At 65.4% G+C, this 22,668-nt stretch carries 18 protein-coding genes; 10 read left to right on the top strand and 8 right to left on the bottom strand.

Annotation, left to right across the window (positions count from 1 at the left end):
• Window positions 1-26: 26 nt before the first annotated feature.
• From INQ43_RS03865 to mtgA, 3 genes are all read right to left on the bottom strand, one after another.
• Window positions 27-455 (bottom strand): CBS domain-containing protein, encoded by a 429-nt coding sequence (locus tag INQ43_RS03865; protein ID WP_194037161.1) that lies wholly within the window; start codon window positions 453-455, stop codon window positions 27-29.
• A complete protein-coding gene (locus INQ43_RS03860; protein WP_194037555.1) occupies window positions 415-1,458 on the bottom strand; it encodes a glycosyltransferase family 2 protein in 1,044 nt (347 codons plus the stop codon). The genes INQ43_RS03865 and INQ43_RS03860 overlap by 41 nt, the downstream gene beginning before the upstream one ends.
• Window positions 1,459-1,530: 72 nt before the next feature.
• Window positions 1,531-2,289: a monofunctional biosynthetic peptidoglycan transglycosylase gene (gene mtgA / locus INQ43_RS03855; protein WP_194037160.1), complete on the bottom strand. Its 759-nt coding sequence runs from the start codon at window positions 2,287-2,289 to the stop codon at window positions 1,531-1,533.
• Between the two features lie 74 nt (window positions 2,290-2,363).
• Here mtgA and INQ43_RS03850 point away from each other — a divergent pair, with 74 nt between their 5' ends.
• From INQ43_RS03850 to INQ43_RS03840, 3 genes are all read left to right on the top strand, one after another.
• Window positions 2,364-3,326, top strand: a complete 963-nt coding sequence (locus INQ43_RS03850; RefSeq protein ID WP_194037159.1) for an Hsp33 family molecular chaperone HslO — start codon at window positions 2,364-2,366, stop codon at window positions 3,324-3,326.
• Window positions 3,327-3,430: 104 nt separating this feature from the next.
• Entirely contained in the window at window positions 3,431-4,282 is an 852-nt protein-coding gene (locus INQ43_RS03845; RefSeq protein WP_194035178.1) for a hypothetical protein, read from the top strand.
• A 415-nt stretch (window positions 4,283-4,697) separates the two neighbouring features.
• A complete protein-coding gene (locus tag INQ43_RS03840) occupies window positions 4,698-7,571 on the top strand; it encodes a TonB-dependent receptor (protein WP_194035177.1) in 2,874 nt (957 codons plus the stop codon).
• Between the two features lie 147 nt (window positions 7,572-7,718).
• Here the strand turns inward: INQ43_RS03840 and INQ43_RS03835 are convergent, their stop codons facing one another.
• Window positions 7,719-9,482, bottom strand: coding sequence for a phosphoenolpyruvate carboxykinase (GTP) (locus tag INQ43_RS03835; protein ID WP_194037554.1), 1,764 nt, complete (start codon window positions 9,480-9,482; stop codon window positions 7,719-7,721).
• A 110-nt stretch (window positions 9,483-9,592) separates the two neighbouring features.
• A complete protein-coding gene (locus INQ43_RS03830; protein ID WP_194037158.1) occupies window positions 9,593-10,201 on the bottom strand; it encodes a TetR/AcrR family transcriptional regulator in 609 nt (202 codons plus the stop codon).
• A gap of 200 nt (window positions 10,202-10,401) precedes the next feature.
• Between INQ43_RS03830 and INQ43_RS03825 the strand changes: the two genes are divergently transcribed.
• Window positions 10,402-12,888 carry an acyl-CoA dehydrogenase gene (locus INQ43_RS03825; protein WP_194037157.1) on the top strand — a complete coding sequence of 829 codons (2,487 nt, stop codon included), beginning with the start codon at window positions 10,402-10,404 and terminating at the stop codon, window positions 12,886-12,888.
• A gap of 81 nt (window positions 12,889-12,969) precedes the next feature.
• Here INQ43_RS03825 and INQ43_RS03820 read toward each other — a convergent pair whose 3' ends face one another.
• The 3 genes from INQ43_RS03820 to INQ43_RS03810 all read right to left on the bottom strand — a co-directional run bounded on the left by INQ43_RS03820 (window position 12,970) and on the right by INQ43_RS03810 (window position 16,516).
• On the bottom strand, window positions 12,970-14,496 hold the full coding sequence (locus INQ43_RS03820) for a hypothetical protein (protein WP_194037156.1): 1,527 nt from the start codon (window positions 14,494-14,496) through the stop codon (window positions 12,970-12,972).
• Window positions 14,441-15,145, bottom strand: coding sequence for a glutathione S-transferase N-terminal domain-containing protein (locus tag INQ43_RS03815; protein ID WP_194037155.1), 705 nt, complete (start codon window positions 15,143-15,145; stop codon window positions 14,441-14,443). Before INQ43_RS03815 ends, INQ43_RS03820 begins: the two co-directional genes overlap by 56 nt.
• Window positions 15,146-15,214: 69 nt before the next feature.
• Window positions 15,215-16,516 (bottom strand): mechanosensitive ion channel domain-containing protein, encoded by a 1,302-nt coding sequence (locus tag INQ43_RS03810; protein WP_194037154.1) that lies wholly within the window; start codon window positions 16,514-16,516, stop codon window positions 15,215-15,217.
• Window positions 16,517-16,673: 157 nt separating this feature from the next.
• On the opposite strand from INQ43_RS03810, the gene INQ43_RS03805 reads away from it, so the two are divergent.
• From INQ43_RS03805 to INQ43_RS03780, 6 genes are all read left to right on the top strand, one after another.
• Entirely contained in the window at window positions 16,674-17,399 is a 726-nt protein-coding gene (locus INQ43_RS03805; RefSeq protein ID WP_194037153.1) for a DUF3348 domain-containing protein, read from the top strand.
• A 9-nt stretch (window positions 17,400-17,408) separates the two neighbouring features.
• Entirely contained in the window at window positions 17,409-19,511 is a 2,103-nt protein-coding gene (locus tag INQ43_RS03800; protein WP_194037152.1) for a DUF802 domain-containing protein, read from the top strand.
• Window positions 19,508-20,155 (top strand): OmpA family protein, encoded by a 648-nt coding sequence (locus INQ43_RS03795; protein WP_194037151.1) that lies wholly within the window; start codon window positions 19,508-19,510, stop codon window positions 20,153-20,155. The genes INQ43_RS03800 and INQ43_RS03795 overlap by 4 nt, the downstream gene beginning before the upstream one ends.
• Entirely contained in the window at window positions 20,145-20,834 is a 690-nt protein-coding gene (locus INQ43_RS03790; RefSeq protein ID WP_194037150.1) for a DUF2894 domain-containing protein, read from the top strand. The genes INQ43_RS03795 and INQ43_RS03790 overlap by 11 nt, the downstream gene beginning before the upstream one ends.
• Before the next feature lie 82 nt (window positions 20,835-20,916).
• Window positions 20,917-22,170 (top strand): DNA/RNA non-specific endonuclease, encoded by a 1,254-nt coding sequence (locus INQ43_RS03785; RefSeq protein ID WP_194037149.1) that lies wholly within the window; start codon window positions 20,917-20,919, stop codon window positions 22,168-22,170.
• Window positions 22,171-22,206: 36 nt separating this feature from the next.
• Window positions 22,207-22,587, top strand: a complete 381-nt coding sequence (locus INQ43_RS03780; RefSeq protein ID WP_194037148.1) for a hypothetical protein — start codon at window positions 22,207-22,209, stop codon at window positions 22,585-22,587.
• Window positions 22,588-22,668 lie beyond the last annotated feature (81 nt).

Genomic DNA, 22,668 nt, shown 5'->3' with positions numbered 1-22,668 from the left:
AGCCGCGTGGACGCGGCCGCTGCGGCTCAGCTTTCGATGTAGCGCTGCATCTGCACCAGTTCCTGCTGCTGGTCCTCGATCACCGCCTTCACCAGGTCGCCAATGGACACCACCCCCACAACCTTGTCGTTGACCACGACGGGCAGGTGGCGGATACGCTGATCGGTCACCAGTGCCATGCAGTGCTCCGCGGAATCCTCCAGGCCGACCGTGCGCGGGTCGGTGGTCATCACCTCGGAGACCGCGGTGCTCTTGGAGGAGCGGCCCTGCAAAATGATCTTGCGGGCGTAATCCCGCTCCGAGACGATTCCGGCCAGACGGCCGTCCTTGATGACCAGCAGCGCCCCTATCCGCTTCTCCGCCATCAACCGGATCGCATCGATCATCGGCGCGTCCGGGGCGATCGCATAGACCTCAGGGGATTTGGCTTCCAGCAGATGCCTTACGTTGCGCATGGCGCTCTCCTTCCATATCGGGTGCCTGATCCGAGCATACCCCCGCCGCCGGCTGCCAGGCATCCACCAGGTAGAGCGGGCGCTGCTTGGACTCCTCGTACAGACGTCCGAGGTATTCCCCGATCAGTCCCAGGGCGATCAGTTGCACGCCGCCCAGGAACAGGATCACCGCCATCATGGTCGGCCAGCCCTGCACCGCGTCGCCCCACAGGAGGGCCTTCCCGATCACCCAGGAGCCGTAGCCGAAGGCCAGCAAAGCGGTCGCCAGACCCAGGTAGGTCGCCAGCCGCAGGGGCGCCGTCGAAAAACTGGTGATGCCTTCCAGCGCAAGGTTCCATAAACGCCAGAAATTGAACTTGGTCTCGCCGGCGGCGCGCGGACCGCGGTGATAGGGCAGCGCGATGCGGTTGAAGCCCACCCAGCCGAACAGGCCTTTCATGAAGCGGTGACGTTCGCGCATCTGTCCCAATGCGTGCAGCGCGCGCGGTGACAGCAGCCGGAAGTCGCCGGTGTCTGCTGGGACGGGCGTCTTGGACAGTCGCCCCATCACCCGGTAGAAGGCGTGGGCCGTGGCACGCTTCAACCAGCCCTCGCCCTCTCGCGCCAGGCGGGTGCCGTGGACGTCGTCGTAGCCCTCCAGCCAAAGCGCGACGAACTGTGACGCCAGCTCCGGCGGATCCTGGCCGTCGGCGTCAAGGATCAGGGCCGCACCACGGACCACGCGGTCCAGGCCTGCGGTCAGCGCCAACTCCTTGCCGAAGTTGCGCGACAGGCGCAGCAGGGAGACGCGGCCATCAAGTGCCGCCAGCGCCTGCATCACCGCCCATGTCCCGTCGCTGCTGCCATCGTCGACGTAGAGGATCCCGCCGCTGATGCCGTGGTCGTGCAGCACGCCATCCAGCGCACCGGTCAGGCGGGGTTGCAGCAACGGCAGACTGTCCGTCTCGTTGAAGGCGGCCACCACAAGGGTCAGGTGCTTGTCAGGACTGGCAGGGACGGTCATCGCGGCATGGTAGCCGACCGCCGGATGCTCAATGGGCAACTGCGCCCATCGTCCCTGCATCCAGCGAGTGCCTCACTCGAACTGATCGAGGTAGGACTGGCCGCCGATCTGCCGCATTTGCCGCTGGATCTGTAGCGTCCGGCGCTGGACATACGGACCGGGCCGGTCGGCGCTGTAGCGCTTCGGGCTCGGCAACACCGCGGCCAGGCGCGCGGCCTCGGCCGCCGACAGCTGGCCTGCGTCCTTGCCGAAATATTTCTGTGCCGCAGCCTGCGCACCGTAGACGCCATCGCCGAACTCGGCGACGTTCACATACACCTCGATGATCCGCGCCTTCGGCCACATCAGCTCGACCAGCGCCGTGTACCAGGCTTCCAGGCCCTTGCGGACCCAGCTGCGCCCGCTCCAAAGGAACAGGTTCTTAGCCGTTTGCTGGCTGATCGTACTTGCACCGCGCAAACGACCGCCGTCCTCGTGGATCTCGCGCGCCTTGCGGATCGCTTCCAGATCAAACCCGTGGTGGTCGGCGAAGCGCTGATCCTCGGAGGCAATCACCGCCAGCGGTAGGTTGGAGGATATGTGGCCACGGTCTCGCCACGCGTAGTACAGGCGGAAATCTCCCTCGCCGCGGGTCCACGCCGAGATCTGCCGCGCCAGCATGAAAGCGCTGGTGGGCGGATCCAAAAACCGCAGTGCACCCACCTGGACCACGCTGACGAGCAGCAGGAGCAGGGGCAGCCCGAGCACCCATCGCAGCCACCGGCGCTTGCGTGGCCGGGATTCAGATTGGTGCCCGGCGTTCGGCTGTTCCCCGTCTTGCGCCTTGCTCATCACGCCCCCACCTTGAATGGTCAACCCGAATTAGCCGGCATTATCGACCACGTGCCCGGTCACGCGAGCATTCCATGTCCCAAGCAACCGATACCCCAAATCTGACGCCCGGCGCAGCCAGCGACCGGCTTACCCGTTTCATGATCGACCGCGCCGGGGTGCGAGGCGCGCATGTGGACCTGCAGGAGACATGGCAGCACATCCGCAAGCTGATGGCTGATGTCGCCGCACACGCACCGGGCGCGGTCGAATTGCTGGGTGAAGCGACCGCCGCTGCCGCGTTGTTCACCGGTCACATCAAGATCGACGGCCGGCTGTCGGTCCAACTGCGCAGCAGCGGCCTGCTGCGGACCTTGTTCGTGGAGTGCACATCGGCGGGAACCCTGCGCGGCATCGTCCGGCTGGATCCAGAACACGAGGGCGGCGATTCGCCCGACGCCAGCGGCATCACCGGCAACCTGCGTGATCTTGGCGAGGACGCCGTCCTGGCGATCACGATCGAGAACCCCTCTGTGGGCGGGCGCGATCCCGTCCGTTACCAGGGCATGGTGGCGCTGGATGCCGACTCTTTGGGCGATGCGTTCGAAGGGCACTTCCGCCAGTCAGAACAACTGCCGACGCGCCTGCTGCTGGCCGGCAACGACGAGCGTGTGGCAGGACTGATGCTGCAGAAGCTCCCGGGTGATGAAGGTGACCAGGACGGCTGGACCCGTGCCGGTGCCCTTTTTGACACGCTGGGCCGTAACGAACTGCTGGGAGTGCCGGTCGAAGAACTGTTGAACCGGCTGTTCCACGAGGATGGTGTCCAGATGATGGGCGACCGGCCCTTGTCGTTCGCGTGCTCCTGCTCGGTTGAACGGGTAGAGTCGATGCTGGTATCGCTGGGGAGCGATGAGGCAATGGCGGCTGCGGATGATGGGGAGGCGCAGATACGTTGTGAGTTCTGTGGTGCGGACTACCGGTTCACCCGGGACCGGATTCAGGATCTGCTCGATATCCATGCCCAGCAGGTCGCTCCGCCGGACCGGTTGCAATGACCACGATTTCACGCCATCTTGATTGTTAAAGAAACATAAACACCGTAGTATCGATGATCCAGTACGGGGGAACTCAGCCTGCCCAGCCAGGTCGAATCTGTGTCATGAATAGCCGCCTCTTCCAACTGTCGCTGACCCTGCTCCTCGCCTTCGGCGTGGCGGCGGGCGCGCATGCGCAGTCGCCGAAGAAGGCCAAACGCGCTGACACCACCGTCCTGCCGGTCTGGAACAACACCAGCGGCAAGCTGGAAGCCCTGCTTTTGCTGGAGCCAACCGGAACATCTTCCACGGGTGCGCGCTGGCGTGTTGGCAGTACAACCCTGGACGCCGCATTCGGACTCGAGAGTGGCAACACCCTCGGGCTGGTCTGCGACCGCAGCAGCGGCCTGGCCGGCACAATAGGCAATCTCGCCAATCACTGCCTGCTGGCCGCGATGGACGATGAGCGCCACGAACGCCTGACGGCCGGCACCAGCATCGGCAACCGCTCTACGCGCTTCGGCGTATCGGTAGGCAAAAGCCGCGACACCCTGCCCGCCTGGCTGACGCCGGGCAATCCCAGCAGCCAGGTCAACCAGAACACGCTGACCGTGTACGGCAAGCAGAACATCGGCAGCGAAGCCACCGTGTCCATTGGTGGCACCTGGGCGCGGGCACGCCTGATTCCGGCCGGAGATGCCCCGGCAGCACTCGCCGACCGCTGGAGCAGCCGCACCCTCACCGTGGGTGCGGGGTACGGCGACTTCGACGCGAACATCATAGGCCGCGTCGTGGATACACCCACGCAGCCCGGCGGATGGGAAGGGCTCGGAATCGGTCTGACCTGGCGCACCCCATGGAGTGGCAGCCTGACGGTCGGCGCCGAGAAGATCACCCGTGGCAGCAATCCGTTCGCGGCAAACGCGGACGCCGACGAGGGCACCGTTCCCTACGTCCGCTACGAGCAAGACCTCTAAGGCGCAATCTGCAGGCCGATCAGCCGGTCTGACGCGAACTTCCCCTGATAGCGCGGGTCGTCGGTGTTCAACCGGCCGCAACCGCTACTTACCCGAGCATTTTTAACCGTCTCGCTGACGACGCACTCTCGTCCCGGCGGACTCGTCCGTGGGCGTCGCTTTGACGCCGCGCCCGCACAGCATGGCGCGTGCCGATTCGGGCGTCGAGGATGTCGTCGCGCCTCTGCGTTGGGATGTCGACCGCGATTCTTGCCGACAAAACTCCGGGAAAGGCCAGTAGATTTCTTAACAAGACTTTAATTCTTTCCAATTCCACTATAGGATCGACTCACCTTGCCGAACGAGCCCGTTCACTTGGCGCTTTCGGTCGGGGACCTTGGCAGCTACCAAGACCCACTTGGAGAGAGAGGCACACATGACCTACAAGACCACCCAACTCCGCGACGCAATCACGTTGGCGCTCGTGGCAGGTGCTACGACGCTGGCCGCTACTGGCGCCGCTTTCGCACAGGACGCGCCCCCCGACACCAGCCCCACCACCCTTGATCGAATTGAAGTCACCGGCTCGCGCATCCGTTCCGTTGACGCCGAAACTTCCCAGCCCGTGCTGGTCCTCGACCGTGCAGCGATCGAGAAGCAGGGCGTCACGTCTGTGGCCGAAGTGCTCAACCGCATCTCCGCGGCAGGCCCATCGATCAACCGTACCTTCAACAACGGCGGTGACGGTTCTTCCACCATTTCGCTGCGCAACCTGGGCGCTCAGCGCACCCTGGTGCTGGTCGACGGTCGTCGGTGGGTTTCAGGGCTGGACGGAACCGTTGATCTGAACACCATTCCGTCCGCCGTGGTCGAGCGCATCGAAGTACTCAAAGACGGCGCGTCCTCGGTTTACGGTTCCGACGCCATTGCAGGCGTTATCAACATCATCACCCGCGACAACTTCGAAGGCGCCGAATTCCGCACCCACATTGGCCAATACAGCCAGGGCGACGGTGACCGCAAGACCATCGAAGCAACCTTGGGCGCGAACGGCGAGCGCGGCAACATCGTTATGAGCCTGTCGCGCGTCGAAGAAGGCGCCGTAATGGCCGGTGATCGTGAACAATCCGCCGTCCCGGTCTTCGGTCTGGGTTCGGCGATGTTCAGCGGTTACTCGTCCAACGGCAAAATCTGGAACGCCGGTCCCACCGGTGACTATGACGGCACCTTCAGCATCATCCCCCCCAATGCCGTTGGCATCGGACCCAACGGCCAGCAGCGCTACGGGATCGACCAGACCGTTCCGTGGAGCCGCGCGTACGCGTACAACTACGCCAAGGACAACTACCTCCTTACGCCGCAGACCCGTACGGCGATGTACCTGAAGGGGCGTTACGATCTCACCGACAGGATCGCGTTCCGCGGCGATGCGCTGTACAACGAGCGGCGCTCGGAGCAGCAACTCGCCGGTTACCCGCTCAACGGCGGCGATGAAGTGTTCGGCAACGATGCCGGCATGAGCGGCGACAGCTACTTCAACCCCTATAATCCCCTCTACGGTGGGGATGGGCGCGAGGTCAACTGGAGTCACCGGCTTACCGAGCAGGCTCGCGTCTACCAGCAGAACGTGAAGACGTTCCACGCGTACGCCGGATTCGAAGGCAACTTCAATTTTGCCGATCGGTACTTCAACTGGGATATCGGCTACGCGTACAACAAGTCTGACCAGAACGACACGCAGATCGGCGATGCCAACATGCTCAACGTCCGCGCTGGCGTCGGCCCGTCGTTCCTCGACAGCGATGGCGTAGTCAAGTGCGGAACGCCGGGCAACGTGATCGGAGACTGCGTTCCGTTCAACCCGCTGTCGCCAGCGGGTGGTGTGACCCAGGAGATGCTCGACTACATCCTGTTCACAGCGCAGGACACGTTCCAGAACCGCAGCGAGAGCTTCACCGCAAACCTCGCCGGCGATATCTTCGAACTGCCCGCCGGGATGATGGGCTTCGCCCTCGGCATCGAGTCGCGCAAGGAAAGCGGCTTTGACCGCCCGGACGCTTTCGTTGCCGCCGGCTACACCTCGGGCAACGGCCGCAAGGCTACCGCCGGTTCCTACGATCTGAACGAGATCTTCGGCGAAATCCTGATCCCGGTCCTTGCCGACGTTCCTGGCGCACAGCTGCTGGAAATCAGCCTGGCCTCGCGCTACTCGGACTACAGCAACTTCGGTGACACGACCAACAGCAAGTTCGGCTTCAAGTGGAAACCGTTTGCCGACCTCCTGGTCCGTGGAAGCTGGGCCGAGGGCTTCCGCGCACCGCCCATCCAGACCCTGTTCCGTGGACTTGCGGACAGCTATGAAAGCTTTGGTGACATCTGCTCGGCGGATTACGGCGGCCGGACCGCAACCATTGCCGCCAACTGCCTTGCGGACGGGGTGCCTGCGAACTTCATCCAGCGGACCAACTCGGGGGACGCCTACTTCGGTCAGACGATCTTCCCGTTCTCGTTTGGCGGCAATCCCAACGCCGGCCCGGAGACGTCCACCTCGAAGACCCTGGGCCTGGTCTACAGCCCGTCCTACGCGGAAGGCCTGGAGGTCAAACTGGACTGGTGGAGTGTCGAGATCAAGGACGCCCTCGCCACACCGTCGGTTTCCTACATCCTGGACCAGTGCTACGCCCAGGGCGACCAGGCGTATTGCGCACTGTTCTCGCGCCGTCCCAACGATTTCCAGATCGACTACATGTTGTTGGGACCGCAGAACCTCAGCGTGATCAACGCAGAAGGCTACGATCTGGACCTGCACTACCGTATGGCGGAAACGGCTTACGGACGATTCACCGCTGGATTGAGCGCGTCGTATATGTCGCAGTGGGAGTCGCAGTTCACTTCGGACTCGGAAGTGGAAAGCGCGGTCGGTCGTTACTTTGACCGCGACCCCCAGTGGCGTCTGCGCGGCAACGCGACCCTGGATTGGACCAACGGCAATCTGGGTGTTACCTGGATCAGCCGCTATTACTCCAGCCTGGTCGAGGACTGCCCGTTCCCGGGCGACGGTCTCTGCTCGGACGATACCCGTCGTGATGCCGATGGATTGGCGGCGCGCAACAAGCTGGGTGCAACCACCTACCACGATGTGCAGGCGCGCTACGAGCTGCCGTGGGACGGCACCGTCAAACTGGGCGTGAACAACGTGTTCAAGAAGCGTGCGCCGACGACGTTCCAGGCGTTCGCCAATTCGTTCGATCCGCAGTACGACATCCCGGACTCCCAGTACCTCTACATGGAGTACGTGCAGCGCTTCTGATCAAAACATCGGTCATTGGTGTGTAAACAGACGGCCCCGGAAACGGGGCCGTTTACATGGCGTATTGATGGCGTATTGCAGCAGCAGTAAAAACCCCGACGATGCCGGGGTTTCGTCGTCCTGCCGAGCCCGGTCGGCCGGTCTGCACTAATCCTGCAGCAGGGTCGCGATGCGCTGCTGCTCATCCCTCAGCGCCTGCGGCATCCGCGGGCCGTACTCTTCGAGGTATTCGCCGATGCTGGCGAACTCCTGCTGCCAGCCGGTTCGCTCAAAGCCGAACAGCTTCTCCATCGCCTCCCCACTCAGCTCAACGCCTTCCAGATTCAGGTCGGACGCGGTCGGGAGGTTGCCAATCGGTGTCTCCACAGCGCCCGCGGTTCCTTTCACCCGGCCGATCATCCACTCGAGCACCCGCAGGTTCTCGCCAAAGCCCGGCCACAGGAAGTCGCCTCCGGCACCCCGGCGGAACCAGTTGACGTGGAAAATCTTCGGCAGCTTGTTGTTGCCGTTGTCAAAGTCCAGCCAGTGGCTGAAATAATCGGCGAAGTTGTAGCCGCAAAAGGGCTTCATCGCCATCGGATCGCGGCGCATGACGCCTACCGCGCCGGTGGCTGCGGCCGTCGTTTCCGAGCCCATCGCCGCGCCGATCAGCACGCCGTGCGTCCAGTCGCGGGCTTCGAATACCAGCGGCACCAGCGAGGGCCGTCGTCCGCCGAACACGATCGCGGAAATCGGCACCCCGACCGGGTTCTCACTCTCCGGCGAATAGCTGGGGCACTGGCGCGCGGACACGGTGAACCGAGAGTTGGGATGCGCTGCCGGACGCTTGGTCGCGTCGTACGGCTCGCCTCGCCAGTCCGTGACCGGTTCGCCTTCGTCCAGGCCTTCCCACCACGGCTGGTTGTCGGCGGTGAGGCCGACGTTGGTGAAAATGGTGTTGGACTGGATCGACGCCAACGCATTGGGGTTGGATTTTTTCGAAGTCCCCGGCGCGACGCCAAAGAAGCCCGCTTCCGGGTTGATCGCGTACAGGCGGTCGTCGCTGCCGGGGCGCATCCAGCAGATGTCATCGCCCACGGTGGTCACCTTCCAGCCGTCCTTGAGATAGCCCTCCGGCGGAATCAGCATCGCCAGGTTGGTCTTGCCGCAGGCGGACGGAAAAGCGGCCGCGATGTAGTGGGTTTCGCCCTGCGGATTCTCCAGGCCCAGGATCAGCATGTGTTCGGCAAGCCAGCCTTCCGTGCGCGCCTGATGGCTGGCGATGCGCAGCGCGTGGCACTTCTTGCCCAGCAAGGCGTTGCCGCCGTAGCCCGAGCCGTAGGACTTGATCGCCAGCTCTTCGGGGAAGTGCATGATGAAGCGCCGATCCGGATCCAGCTCGCCGGTGGAGTGCAGGCCCTTGACGAAATGCCGTTCGCGCTCGATCCGCGCCAGGGCCGGTGCACCCATCCGGGTCATGATGCGCATGTTGGCCACGACGTACGGGCTGTCGGTGATCTCGACCCCGCAGCGCGACAGCGGCGAGTCGATCGGACCCATGCAGTAGGGAATGACATACATCGTGCGGCCGCGCATGCAACCGTCGAAAAGCGCGTCGATCTTCGCGTGCGCATCGGCCGGCGACATCCAGTGGTTGTTCGGCCCGGCGTCATCGCGGTCAGTGGTACACACAAATGTCAGGTGCTCCACCCGCGCCACGTCCTGCGGATCGGAGCGGTGCAGCCAACTGCCGGGATGGGTTTTCTCGTTGAGCTTGATGAGCGTGCCGTCGGCCTGCATGGCGGCGGTCAATGCATCATTCTCCGCATCGCTGCCGTCGCACCATTGCACCGCTTCGGGCCGGGTAAGCGCTGCAACCTGCGCCACCCACTCGTTGAGTGAGTGGAGTGAGCTTCCCGCGTGCGCGGACATGTCAATGAAAGATGCGTTCACGGGCAGTGTCTCCAACTGGTGGTTCGCCTCCAGCGAGGCGTGATCTGGATGTGGTTCACGCAGGTCCGCTCATTCCCGACGAGCCGGTTTCAAGCCGTCGGTGGTATCAGCGTCGTCATCATGTGTTCGACGTAGTTGTCGAACTCGTCGTGTTGCATTCGCGTCTGTTTCAGCTGCAGGTTCAACTGCAGAAAACCGACGTACGCGGAATAGGCCAGGCGGGCGCGGTTGCGGGCGTCGTCCCGGCCGAGTCCGGCCTGGCGGAATGAAGCGGTGAGGTAGTCCAGGCGGCGCTCGGAGACACGGCCGATGACGGGTTGCACCGCCGGGTGATCCAGCGCCTTGAGCAGCTCGGAGTAGATGATGTGCGTCTTGTACTCGCGCGCAACCATCGAGAACAGCGCACGCAGGCGCTCACGCGGATCGGCAACCGCCTCCAACTGGCCGAAGACGGTCTCTTCCTCCATGCGTTCCCACAACTCCAGCGCAGCGACCAGCAACGCGTCGCGCGACGGGAAATGCCAGTAGAAGCTGCCCTTGGTGACACCGAGGCGGCGGGCAAGCGGCTCCACCGCCACCGCCGACACCCCCTGCTCCGCGATGAGGTCGAGTGCAGCCTCAGCCCAGCCGGTCGCACTGAGGCGCGCGGCACGGGCGCGGGCCGGCTTGGATGCGGAAGCTGCTGGGGACGTGGCCATAGGGGGGCGAGTGTAGCAACCGTACGCCAGCGACGGGAGCCGTATGCGAAGGCCCACTATTCTGGTGCGTCACAGTTGACAGCCGTGCGGGACAAACACCATACTCGAGCGTATGTTGTTGGGTCGCATCCTGCACAGGAGCGCCCACAGCGTCCAAACCAACCTGAGTCCCACCGTCGCACCGCTGCTGGAGCGTCATCATGAGTATCGCCCTTCCCTTCATCGCTTTTCTGCTGCTTGCCGGCATCGCCGCCTACCACCGGTTGAGACTGCCGGTCTGGGTCGCGTTGACGGCCGCTGCCCTCGTGGCATGCGCGCTGCTGGGCGCCAACGCCGTTGCCGTGACCATCGTCGCGCTGATCACCGCCCTGATTGCGGTGCCGCTGCTGGTGCCAGCGATCCGTTTGCCGTACATCACCAAGCCGCTGCTGGGCTTCTACACCAAGATCCTGCCGCCGCTGAGCGATACCGAGCGCGTGGCGCTGGAAGCCGGCACGGTCGGTTTCGAGGGTGAGCTTTTCTCGGGTCGACCGAACTGGGCGGTACTCCTTGACCAGCCGGCGCCCACGCTGACCGCCGAGGAGCAGGCGTTCCTGGACGGGCCGTGTGAAGACTTGTGCGCGATGACCAACGACTGGGACATCACCCACGTCCGCGCCGACCTGCCGCCGGAGCTGTGGGAGTTCATCAAGAAGAACCGCTTCTTCGGGATGATCGTGCCCAAGGAATACGGTGGGCTCGGATTCTCCGCGCTGGCCAACCACAAGGTCATCCAGAAGCTGGCCTCGATCTCCTCGGTGGTGAGCTCGACGGTGGGCGTGCCCAACTCGCTGGGACCGGCCGAGCTGATCATGCATTACGGCACCGAGGAGCAGAAGGACCACTACCTGCCGCGCCTCGCGGACGGCCGGGAGGTTCCGTGTTTTGCCCTGACCGGTCCGTGGGCGGGTTCGGATGCGACCTCCATCCCGGACTTCGGCATCGTCTGCATGGGCGAGTGGAACGGCGCCAACGTGGTCGGCGTCAAGCTGACCTTCGACAAGCGCTACATCACCCTGGCGCCGGTCGCGACGCTGATCGGCATGGCCTTCCGCATGTATGACCCGGACGGCATCCTGGGCGACACGCGCGATATCGGCATCAGCCTGGCGCTGCTGCCGCGCGACACCGACGGAATCAATATCGGCCGCCGCCATTTCCCGCTCAACAGCCCGTTCCAGAATGGCCCCTTGGATGGACGCGAGGTTTTCATTCCCCTGAGCCAGCTGATTGGTGGCGAAGCGCAGGCCGGCAAGGGCTGGCAGATGCTGGTCGAAGTGCTGTCGATCGGGCGCTCGATCACCCTGCCCTCCACCGCCAGCGGTGGCGCGAAGATGGGCGCGATCGCAACCGGTGCCTACGCGCGCATCCGCAAGCAGTTCGGTCTGTCGATCGGGCGATTCGAGGGCGTGCAGGAAGCGCTGGCGCGGATCGCCGGCAACGCCTACACCATAAGCGCGCTGTCGGAATCCACCGCTGCGGCTGTGGCGCGTGGTGAAAACCCCGCCGTGCCATCAACCATCGCCAAGTACCACTGCACCGAGATGGGGCGTCAGGTCGCCCAGGACGCCATGGACATCCACGGCGGCAAGGGCATCATCCTGGGGCCGAAGAACTACCTCGGCCGCTCATGGCAGGCAGCCCCGATCGCGATCACCGTCGAAGGCGCCAACATCATGACGCGCTCGCTGATGATCTTCGGCCAGGGCGCGATCCTGTGCCACCCGTGGGTGCTCAAGGAAATGAAGGCGGCGATGATGCCCGAGGGTCCGGAGCAGGTCCGCGAGTTCGACCGCAACCTGTTCGGACACATCGGTTTCGCGATCTCCAACGCCGTGCGATCGCTGTGGTTCGGCCTCACCGGCGCCAGCGTCGGCAAGGCGCCGGGGGATGCGTACACGCGCCGCTACTACCGCAAGCTCAACCGCTATTCGGCGGCGCTGGCACTATGCGCAGACACGTCGATGTTGCTCCTGGGCGGCAAGCTGAAGTTCAAGGAGTCGCTGTCGGGACGACTGGGCGACGTGCTCAGCCAGCTCTACATCGCCAGTGCGTTGCTCAAGCGCTACGAGGACCAGGCCCGTCCAGAGGCGGACCAGCCGTTGCTGGCGTGGTCGATCCTCAACGCCGTGCACAAGATCGAGCTGGCGCTGTCGGACGCGCTGCGCAACTTCCCGGTGCGCCCGGTCGGCTGGTTGCTGTGGGCCCTGATCTTCCCTCTGGGACGCCGTGCGACCCCGCCCGGCGACCGTCTCAGCCGTCGCGCCGCCTCCCTGTTGATGGTGCCCAACGAAGCGCGCGACCGCATGGGCGAAGGCATCTACCTGAGCCCGACCGCGCACAATCCCGCCGGCCGCATCAACAGCTTCCTGGCCGCGGTGGTGCTGGCCGAACCGGTGGAGCGCAAGTTCCTCAAGGCAATGAAGAACAGCGACATCGAAGCGCTGACCTTCCCGGAACAGTTGGACGAGGGTGTGCGCGAGGGCTGGATCACCGCCGACGAACGCGGTCAGTTGCAGGCGCTGCGCGAGATGACCATCGAGACCATCAGCGTCGATGACTTCGATACCGAGGAATTGCGCTCGGCAGGTTACAAGGCGGAGTCGGAGTTCGAGTTGCTGGATGCGCGTGAGCACGCGATTTCCTGACGCTCGCGCTGGCGATGTACCAAAAACGGCGGGCCTGGCGGCCCGCCGTTTTTTGATGCGTGGTTCCCGATTCCGCCCTGCTCACTCGGCGGCGGGAAAGAGCGGCAGCGACCACCATTTCTCCGGGCCGTCCGCGTACAGCTGCAGCGCAACCGTCCGCCCATCGTCTGCAAGACGGAGTTCGCGGTTGCCGCGTCGGTGCTGCTGCCAGTAGGCCATCAGCTGGGGCTCAAGCGGCTCATCCGCCGTGGCATTGGTGCGCAGCCACAGCAGTGCGCCCATCAACTCCATTCGCGCAGCGTGGTCCTGCGCCTTCCACTGGTAGTTGTAGTAGGCCGGAAATGCGATATCGGCGAGGATGCAGCCGCTCGGGTTGGCGACGCACTCGAGACGCCAGAGACTTTGGCGGTTTTGTCCATGATCCACGCGGACGTCGTTGACCAGGTTGCTGGCCGTCGATTCCGAGCACGCCCATGAGTGGCCTTCTGCAAGAATCCCCAGCGACTTGTCCGGATCCCACACCAGCGTCTTGGGCGAGGGAGCCGGGATCTTGCCTGTGATTGTTTCCGGGTCAGTTACCAACTGGCGGATGTGGTGGGTGGAAACGACGAATTCGCCGCGCATCGCCTCGCACAAAGACGCGTCCGCGACCGTCGGTGCGGCGAATGCCGTCGCGCACGATGTCGGCAGCTCGTGGGTCGGGCCGACCTCTTTCAGCATACCTGCCAGCAACCGGATGTACCGATCGGTGTAGCCATCGGCAACACTGCGCATGAGCAGCGCGTCCGAGTTCGCACCCAGGCGTCGCCAGGTCTGCACTCCGTTGCAAGCGCCAGCGAGCGCCCCATCCACATCCCCGTTGGCGAATTGCCACGCGACCCGAGTGAGCTCGTAGCCTGCCGGCTGCAGCGGCGGCAGCATCGCATGCGACTGGGCGGATGGCGGGCTGCGGTAATACCCGTAGTCCTGCAGGGCCGCAACGCGGTCCAGCAAGCCGCGATGCCTCGCAATCAGACCCTCGTAGGCGCCCAGGTCCGCACGAACCCTGGCCAGGCAATCGATGTCGCCGCCGTTGCAGAACAGTTGCGCGTCTTCGCGCGACGGTCGCTGCTGTTCAAAACCGGTCAACGCCGCGCGTTGGGATTCGACAACGAGCCCATCGCCCGCCGGCGTCATCGTCACGCTTGATTGCGCAACGTCGGCTTCCGCAACCGCTTGAAGCTGCTCGCGCGGCACGTCGTAGTCGAGAAGCCAGATCGCCGGAAAGGCATTTTCGCCCGGCGGCAACGGCGCGCGGTCCTGCATCAATGCCAGCGCCGCGGTTTGCGTCGCGGACGGGCCGCGGTAGCGCGATACCAGCCAGAGCACAACGGTAATTGCCACAACGGCGAGCAGTATCCACGCCGCCCATTTCAGTATTCGTCTCACCTGTGATCGCTCCTTGACCGGAATTTGGATAGCGCGCCGCAGCAGAGTGCCTGACCAATCTCCCAAGCACCACGCTCCAGCGATTTCACGCGCCCGGAACCCTTCGTGTCGTTGTGCGATGACGCTATGGGGCCGGCGGGATCTGAAGTCCGCGCTGCACGGCGTTACGCGCCAGACCACGTTGAAGCCAGTCCTGCACGTGAGTGAAGTCGGCATACCCCGTGAGCTCTCCGGCGCCATAGAAATCGACCAGGCTGTTGACCCATCCCAGACTGGCGATATCGGCGATCGTGTACTCGTCACCCACCAGCCACGTCCGACCCTCCAGCTGGGTATCCAGCACGCCCAACAGGCGCCTGGATTCGGCAACGTAGCGCTGCAATGGACGTGGATCCTCGATGTCCTTGCCGGCGAATTTCTTGAAGTAGCCGAGCTGGCCGAACATCGGGCCGATCGACCCGACCTGGAAAAACACCCACTGGATCGTCTGCCAACGCAGCGCGGCATCGGCAGGGAGAAAGCAACCGCTCTTCTGCGCCAGGTACATCAGGATGGCGCCGGACTCGAACAGGCCAAGTGGTTTGCCGCCTGGACCGTCAGGGTCGATGATTGCGGGGATCTTGCCGTTGGGATTGAGCGATAGGAATTCGGGCGTGTGGCTCTGGCCGGTGGTGATGTCGACCAGGTGGACCTCGTAGTCCAGCCCGGTCTCTTCCAGCATGATCGAGGCCTTGACCCCGTTGGGCGTCGGCATGGAATAGAGCTGGATCCGCTCGGGATGGCGCGCCGGCCAGCGCGTCGTGATCGGGAAGTCGGATAGCTCTGCCATGGCGCCGTCGCTTCGAGTAAAGGGGTAGCCGATGGTAACCCTGGCGCGTCGGGCAACGCGGACACCCGTCTAGTCGGCGCCGTCCTCCAGCATGCGCAGCTCGCGTTGCGGCAGCGGCCGGGTAATGCCGTGCGCCTTGAACGCCCGCCAGATCGCCAGGTTGATGTCGGAGCGGACGTTGTTGATCCCCAGCTCCGGCGATGTGACCCAGACGCGCAGATCGAGGTCGATGCCGTTTTCGCCGAAACCCAGCAGGCGCGCCACCGGCGCAGGGTCGGTGAGAACGCGATCCTGCCCGTTGGCCGACTCCTCCAGCAGTTTCATCGCCAGTTCCGGATCATCGGCATAGCTGATCTGGATCGGCAGTTTCAGCCGGATGCTCTCGCCGCCATAGCTCCAGTTGATTACCGGGTTGATGATCAGGTTCTCGTTGGGCATCAGCGTGTCCACGCCGTCGCGGTCGCGGATGACGATGTAGCGCGAGCGCAATTCATGGACCCAGCCGTAGCGGGTGCCCGACTGGTCCTCCACCGTGATCACGTTGCCGGGCTTGATCGAGCCGTCCACCAGCAGGATGAAGCCGGAGATGAAGTTGCTGACGATGCGCTGCAGGCCGAGCCCGATGCCCAAGCCGAGCGTGCCGCCGATAACGGCCAGTGCCGCCAGGTTGACCCCCAGCACCTGCAACGCGACCACGGTGCCGAAGATCAACAGCAGCAGCTTGATCACCTTGTTGATGCCCACCTGCGCACTGGGCGACAGGTGCTGTGAATCGCGCACCTTGCGTTCCAGCAGGCGCGAGATCCACAGGCTCATTACCATCACCAGCGCCGCGACCGCCACCGCGCGCAGCACCAGCAAAGCCGACACGCGCGTGGTTCCGACCGTTATTGCCGCCGAGTCCAACGCTGCCAGCACATTGGGAAGCCAGTTGATCAGGTGCAGCGCGACGCCGACCCAGACCACCGCGACGATGAAATTCTCCGAGGCGGACAGCAGCGAGCCCGGCTTCAGCGCGCCCGACAGCAGGTACACCGCCAGCCGCACCAGAAGCAGCGCAAACGACAGGCTGAGCGCAACCCACAGCAAGGCGTGGCGCAGCTCCAGCTGCTTGAACACCCCCCACTCGACCACCAGCACGAGCGAGAGCGCGGCCGGGAACGCCAGGCGCCGGCTGGCTGCCAGAGCGACCAGCCCGGCGCGCGTGTGGTCCCCGGTCTTCAGGTAGCCACGCAACCAGGCGTCATAGCGCCGGTCCACCGCCCAGGCCAGCACCATCGCGGCCACGACCGCCAGCGCCTGCCACCAGAGCCCGGGGTGCGACAGGGCGTCGATCCAGATCGGGATGTGCTTGTTCAACCAGTCACTCATCGGCGCATCTGGTGCAACGGAGGTCTGCCGAGCATACAAGCTGACCAATCCAGGTCCCGTCATCCCTGTGCGGGGGACGGGAACCCTCGACAGCTACAGCGCACGGAAGTGCGTCGGGTGGTTCGCGTGTAAAATTGCCGGTTTTCCGCGACGTACGATGGCCAAGGCACTTCAACGGACTCCGCTCCAGGGCCCGGCGTTCATTCGCCTGCTGGCGGGTCTCACCAGCGCAGCGCCCGCCGCGAGCAGCACATCCCTTTCCGAGCGTCTCAGCGAATGGCTGGACTGGACCCGTGCCGTGGCGCTGTCGAGGGCGCTGGACGGCCGCCGGTCGGCTCACGATGTCGCCTCGAGCGCTTCCGGCGACGACCACCACGAGGAATGCAAACGGGTTCGCGCGGTCCTGGTCGCGCGCATCCATGCGATGACCGAGCCCGCGTCGGCGCCCCCGCGGAGCGCGACGGCCGTCGCCAAGGATGAGCCGGCTCTAGAGTTCGGCCCGCTCCGTGAGCGTTACCGCGACCTGCAACAGTCGATGCAGGCCGAAGTCGGGCGGCTACGCGGGCATCTGCGTGACACGCTCGCTTCCGGCTCCGCCGACATGGCGCGTCTGGCGGAGGTGGACGCAGTGATGGAACTGACCCTGACCCCGCGCGAGCACGCACTGCTCGGGTCGGTTCAGGCGCTGCTTGCAGCGCACTTTGAACGCCTGCGAGACGCCGCCGTGGAGTCGCGCGACTCGCTCCTCCCATCGACCCAGGCTCCGGAAGACGCTGCGTGGCTGGGTCGCTTCCGCCAGGACATGGGCGACGTCCTGCTTGCCGAGCTCGATATCCGTTTTCAACCCGTCGAAGGGCTGCTGGCCGCCCTTCGCAACCAATAGCTGGATCAAATGCACAAAAACGCGCTCTACGTTGTCATCTTCCTGGTAGGCCTGATCGCCGTTGCGTGGATTGGCGCGGGCTACATCGGCTCCAACCTGCCTGCGCTCGCGGTCACCGCTGTCATCGGCGCGTTCTACGTCGCCGGCGCGCTGGAGCTGCATCGCTACCGACAGGCCACCGTCACATTGATGACTGCCACAGACGATGCGGCCGCCGCGTTGTCCGACCTGTCCGGCTGGCTGCAGCGGTTGCACCACAGCCTGCGCAATGCCGTACGCCTGCGCGTGGAAGGCGAGCGCGTCGCGCTGCCGGCACCGGCGCTGACTCCGTACCTGGTGGGTCTGCTGGTGCTGCTCGGCATGCTCGGCACCCTGCTGGGGATGATGGCGACACTGCGCGGCACCGGACTGGCGCTGGCGGGAGCGACCGATCTGGAGGCCATCCGCGGGTCGTTGGGCGCTCCGGTCAGCGGCTTGGCGTTTGCCTTCGGCACCTCGATCGCGGGTGTTGCAGCCTCCTCGATGCTGGGGCTGCTGTCAGCGCTGTGCCGCCGCGAGCGGGTCCATGCAGTGCAGCAGCTCGACCTGCAACTGGCCGGCACGCTGCGTCCCTACTCGCACGCCCACCAGCGCGAGGAGGCGTTCCGCCTGCTGCAACAGCAAACAGGCCTGATGCCGACGCTGATCGAGCGCTTGGACACCTTGAGTGCCAACCTGCAGCAGTTGCAGCAATCCAGCGGCGAGCGCCTGTCGGCCAGTCAGGACGAGTTCCACAGCCGCGCCGATGCCCACCACGCGCGCTTGGCGGCGAATCTGGAGCAGTCGCTGAAAGCCGGCTTGGAGGAAAGTGCGCGCAGTATCGGCGCCGTGCTGTCGCCGATGATGGAAAGCACGTTGGCGGACGTTACCCGAGGCAATGCCGCGCTGCAGGCGTCGGTCACCGATGCGGTGCAGCGGCAGCTGGACGGTGTGTCCGCCAGCCTGCAAACGGCAACCTCGGCAGCCGCCGACACATGGCAGAACGCCGCTGCCGGCCAACAACTTGCCAACGACGGCCTTGTGCACGCGCTGCAGGGTTCGCTGGAGCAGTTCACGGCCGGGTTTGAGCAACAGACGAGCGCCCTGCTCCAGACCGTCTCCACACGACTGGACCGAAGCGCCGAGCGCAGCGACGACGCCTGGGACGCGGCCCTGGCGCGCCAGCAAGAGCTCAACGAACAGCTCGCGGCCAGCAACCAGCAGGCCATGGCATCGGCCGCTGCGACCTACGACGAGCGTGCAGCGGCGCTGATCGAGGCAATGGGCAAGGCGCACGACGACTCCCAGGCAGCGCTGGAATCCCGTGACCAGCAGCGCCTCGCGCAGTGGTCTGACGCGCTCTCCGCTGTGAACGACAGCCTGGAGAACCGTTGGCGCGAAAGCAGCGAGCATGCGGCAAACCGGCAGAAGGACATCTGCGAGACCCTCGGCCGCACGGCTGCACAGATGGCCGAACATGCGCAGGCGCAGGCGAAGGAGACGATTGCCGAAGTGGCCCGCCTGATGCAGACCGCCGCCGAGGCGCCGCGGGCGGCGGCCGAGGTCATCGCCGAACTTCGCCAGAGCATTTCCGACGGCCTCGTGCGCGACAACGCGATGCTCGCGGAGCGCAACCAGCTGCTGGCGACCCTGGAAACCCTGCTGGACGCCGTCAACCACGCCTCGACCGAGCAGCGCACCTCGGTGGATGCGCTGGTCAGCACCTCGGCCGATCTGCTGGAACGCGTCGGCACCCGTTTCAGCGAGCAGGTCGACGCCCAGACCGGCACGCTCGGCGCCGCGGCCGCGCAGGTCAGTGGCGGCGCGGTGGAAGTTGCGAGCCTGGCCGAGGTGCTGGGCGCGGTGGTCGAGCAATTCGGCTCCGCAACCGACGCGCTGGGCGGGCGCCTGGAGCAGATCGAGGCGGCACTGGAAACCTCATTGGCCCGCAGCGACGAGCAACTGGCCTATTACGTGGCGCAGGCGCGGGAGGTGATCGACCTGAGCATGCTCTCGCAGAAGCAGATCATCGGTGAACTTCAGCAACTCGCGGGCACGCCAGGCACGCCCGCCCACGGCAAGACCCCGACATGAGCGACGAGATCGAGCTCGAATCCGAATCCACTGCAACGACGTGGGCGGCTTTCGGCGACCTGATGTCGGTGCTGCTCGGTGCGTTCGTGCTCATCCTGGCCGGCGTGATCGCGATGCAGGTCCAGCTGTCCAACCAGCTCGACGAGACCGTCAGGCAACGCGAGTCCGAGGCAGCCCGGCTGAAGACGCTGGAGCAGGCCCTGGCCGGTCCGCTCGCCGGCGGCCGCGTGACGGTGATCAACGGCCGCATCGGCATCAGTGGCAGCGTCCTGTTCGCGCTGAATTCGGACCGCCTGCAGCCGGAGGGGCGCGACCTGCTGCAGAGCCTGGCTGCACCGCTCTCGGAGTACCTGCAATCGCGCGACGAGCTGCTCATGGTCAGCGGCTTCACCGACGACCGGCCGGTGCTGGACAGCAACATGCGCTTCGCCGACAACCTGGAACTGTCCGCGGCGCGCGCAATGACGGTTACCCGTGGCCTGATTGCCGCTGGCGTGCCGTCGCGATCGGTGTTTGCCGCCGCGTTCGGCGCGGAGCAGCCGGTGAGCTCCAACGAGGACGAAGCCGGGCGGTCGAAGAACCGGCGGGTGGAAATTGCGCCGATCCCGAAGCCTAAAACCGACGCGGCCACGGATGCCGACTGAGGCTGCCCGCTCCGGTGCGCAGGGCCACCCGCTGCCCGATGAGCGCCCGCGCACCAACCGTGTGCGCGACGCGCTGATCTCCGCACTTCAGCGACGCCTGGACCTCGCAGACGCAGCGGTCGCACCCCTGCTTCAGGCCAGGCTTGAGGAACTCATGCAGTCCCGGGCGGCCGAGGTGGCTGCCACGCCGGCGACACACGCGGCCTCGCCGACCAACGCAGACCGTTCGCAACGGACCCTGCTCGGGCTGTCCGAGTACCTCCAGGCAAACAAACGGGCGGTCCACTCCGCCACCTCCACAGACAGGGAAAGCACCACGGTGTCACCCCCGGTCGTGCTGGAAGAATTCCGCCAGCTCTGGGACCGCATCCGCACGGAAAGCCAGTTGCGCGCGGCACTGGCGCCGATCCTCGATGACGCAGGCCCGCTACATTCCAGTGCCCTGCTCCACCGCGCGATGCGGCTGATGGCCGACACCTCGCCCGGCTACCTGCAGCACTTCCTCGCCTATGCCGATGCACTGACCTGGATGGAGCGCCTGCAACCGGTCGGCCTGCTCGACGCCGCCGCCGGCAACCCGGGTGCGGGCGCGTCGGCGAAGCCCCGCACACGCAAGCGTGCGAACGCGAAGCACCCCGCAACAAAATCGCCAATCGGGAAAGTGCCAGGCGGCGCTTAAGGGTTTCCCCCAATGGCGGCTGGGGGAGTGCGGACGCTAGATTCAGCGGAGCAATGCCCCGCTCACTTTCCAGCGTGCCGCCATGTCGCTCACTCCCAGCCTGAATCTCCCGTCGCCCGCGCAACCCTGGGGCAGCTTCCTGCGCGGATTGCCGTGCCCGCTCCGGCCCGACAGCGGTGACGGTGCGCGGCTGGACAAGCGCATCCTCGCGGCCGACCCGGCCGAGGTGAGCTTCGATCTGGACAAGGCGTCGGTGCGCACTCAGGACGTCAGGGAAAGCGGCGCCAACACCACTTACACGACCACGGCCGACATGACGATCGCAGCGCCGGACGGCAGCAGTACTAAAGTCCCGGTGCGCTACGAAGTGACCCTCCGCAACGAGAACGCGACGCCCGAACAGATGCGTGCGGTGAATCCGTTTGATCCCTCCACGATTCCCGACCGGACCCGGATCGAAATCCATGGCAAGGACTACGCCGGCACCGCGCTGGAGCCGGCTTTCAGCGAGCTGGCCAAGGCCAACGGGCTGGCGTCCATCAGCGACCTGCGCCTGTCGCTGGAGATGCTCGACAAGGGCAAGCTGCGGGTCATGAGCGGATCGGAGCGCCTGTTCGACGCCCCGCGCGACGGCGGGCCGTCTTCCTACCCCGCCGACCGCCAGGACTTCACCCGCCACACGACCCTGCTCGCCGATCCAACGGGCAGCGAGCTGGGCGGCTACTCGCGCATGCTTTTGACCGGCAAGGTCCCCGACTCGACGGTGGTACTCGCCGAGACGGTCAACGGCAACGAGATCCACGGCACCGTGACCGAGGCCGGATCGGGCGAGGTCAACGACATCACCTGGACGCTGGACGCTGAAGGACGTCCGGCCTCCGCCGAAGCCACCCTGACCTGGGAGCCCAGCAGCCGGGGACGCGCGTCGGACCGGATCGAGGTCAACGCGCAGAGCGGCTTCCGCAAGGACAACGACATGAAGGGCACGCCGGACGACGTGGGGCACATCATCGCCTACCGCTTCGCCAACGGGCACGGCGCGGTCAACATGTTTCCGCAGTTCGGCCTGTTCAACCGCGGTGCCTATGCGCGTCTGGAGCAGGAATGGGGCGACTGGCTGGCCAAGGGCATGGAGGTGTCGATCGAGGTGGAACTGGTCGGCGGCACGTCCCAGCGTCCCGACGAGGTCCACGTGGACTACAAGGTCATCGATCCCGACAGCGGCGCGGTGGTCTATGACCCGTCACTGATCGCTTTCGCCAACGCCGATGGCCAGGCCTTTGACGCGATCGCCGGTGCCGGCATGGACGAGATGATCGACAGAGCGACGGCCTGAGGCCAGACTGGCGCGCATCTCTGAACGGGTATTCGCATGGACAGGAATGAACTGATTGCCAGGCTCGGCCAACTGCTGGTGGCGGACCCGGCGGTCTCGGACGGGCGTTGGGACGGCTATGCACTGATCGCGCGTTACGGCGACGGCGCGCTGGCACGGCGCCTCAGCGGCTTCCGCTACCACGACGGCGCTGCCGCCGAGGCCGCGACGCCCCGCGACCCCGCCATCGGCGAGACGTTCGACGCGTTGCGTACCGCGACCCTCGTCCCGGGCAAGGCGCCGTGGGACGCCTGTATCCTGCGGATCCGCCGGGACACCGGCAAGATCAAGGTCGACTTCGAATACGACGCGCCGGAGCAATGGGACATCACGCCCGACACCCTGGCTGCCGTCGCGGAGCGTGCGCGCCCGGCGTAATTCGCGCGTTCCGCTATCAGCGAAGCGCGTTCCTAACCGGCGCCGGCCTCTCCCACGACGCGCCCCGGGCCACAGCCCGAC

This window comes from Lysobacter sp. H23M47, from assembly GCF_015209765.1.
Taxonomy (GTDB): domain Bacteria; phylum Pseudomonadota; class Gammaproteobacteria; order Xanthomonadales; family Xanthomonadaceae; genus Novilysobacter; species Novilysobacter avium.
This window is presented reverse-complemented; position numbering and strand designations above follow the sequence as displayed.